The 1470-nt window shown below is 34.4% G+C and carries 1 protein-coding gene; it reads right to left on the bottom strand.

Features of this window, described 5'->3' with window-relative positions; translation table 11 throughout:
- On the bottom strand, nt 1–1317 hold a 1317-nt coding region (gene ccrC, locus AC2D8K_RS12545), incomplete at its 3' end, for a cassette chromosome recombinase CcrC (RefSeq protein ID WP_484698824.1).
- Between the last annotated feature and the right edge of the window lie 153 nt (nt 1318–1470).

Below are 1470 nucleotides of genomic sequence, written 5' to 3'. Positions count from 1 at the left end.
ATTCATTTGACTTTGTTTAGCTTTTAACATTTCGCTATCCATCTGATCATCTAAGAACAATTCTAACAATCGTTCTTGTTGTGTTTTAAGCTTAGCTTTTTGTTTTTCTAAACTATCAATGTCATATTTAATTTCTGTTTGGTTACTATGCTTTTGTTTCAGTTCTTCTATCACATTTGACGCAATCTGCTTGATAATATCTGGTTGAGACAGAATACGATTCAAATGAACATTAATTACACGCTCGACGACTTCAGCATTGATGGAATTACTGTGACATGCAGAACTCCCTGAACGATTGAATAAGGAACAAATGTAATAACGCTTGATTGTCCGTTCTTTGGACTTTTTCGTTTTATAATACGTCCGTCGACATACCATATTATTTCCGCATTCTGGGCATTTAATAAGGCCACGTAAGTAGAAATCTCCACCAATAGGTCTGCCCGGTTTAAAACTTTTAGAAGCTAATTTTTCATGAACTTTATCAAATACCTCTTCACTTATAATGGCTTCATGTTTACCTTTGACCAATATCACATCATTTTTATCACTTTTGCCACTTCTTCGCTGTACAGCCCAGTTTTGATGGTTATTGAATCTGACATAGCCTTTATAGACTGGATTATTCAAAATGTATTTAACACCATACACTGAAAATGGCTTTTGATTAATAGTACGATACCCCTTTTGATTAAGTACGGTTGTAATGGCTTTGAGGCCTTTATTATGATTCAAATATAAATCGAAAATTTCACGTACAATATTAGCTTCATTTTCATCGATAACCAAATCATTTTTCTGTGTAAGTGGATTAAGTGATAATTTGTAGCCTAAAACACGACCGGTGATTGCCTCTCCGCTCCTTGCCTTAGCATTCATAGAAAGTTTCACATTCGAAATCAAAGTCTGGCGTTCTATAGATCCTATTAACCCAAACATTGTAACGAGTACTTCTCCAGAAGCATTGGATGTATCAATATTCTCAGAAATCGATTTATACCCTACATCATGTTCTTTGAATTCATGAATAATATTAAACACGTCTCTCATTGATCGTGAGATACGATTCAATTTCCAACTTAACACCATTTCGATTTTATTATCCTTAACATCTTGTAATAGACGTTTCATTGCCGGACGACCTTCAATATTTTTACCTGAAATGCCTGAGTCAGTATATGTCTCATAGTCATAACCTGGGAAATTTTTCACAACTTCTTTGATGAGTACTTGTTCCTGCTCATGGATTGAGTACCCATGCTCCGACTGCTCTGACGTACTAACGCGTGAATAAAGTGCAATTTTACCCTTCATATCATACCGCTCCTTTTATTAGATTATTGCTACAGACTATCGGTCTTGTAACAACATATAGATAATATATATTTATAATTTCGTTTCATTTTTATCACTTTTACCACTTAATCATATGAGTACTACAGGCAACTGCCTGTAGTACGTAATTAG

The organism is Staphylococcus sp. 510 (genome assembly GCF_057219715.1).
Note: the sequence above shows the minus strand (reverse complement) of the source record. Positions and strands in the feature narration are given on the sequence as shown.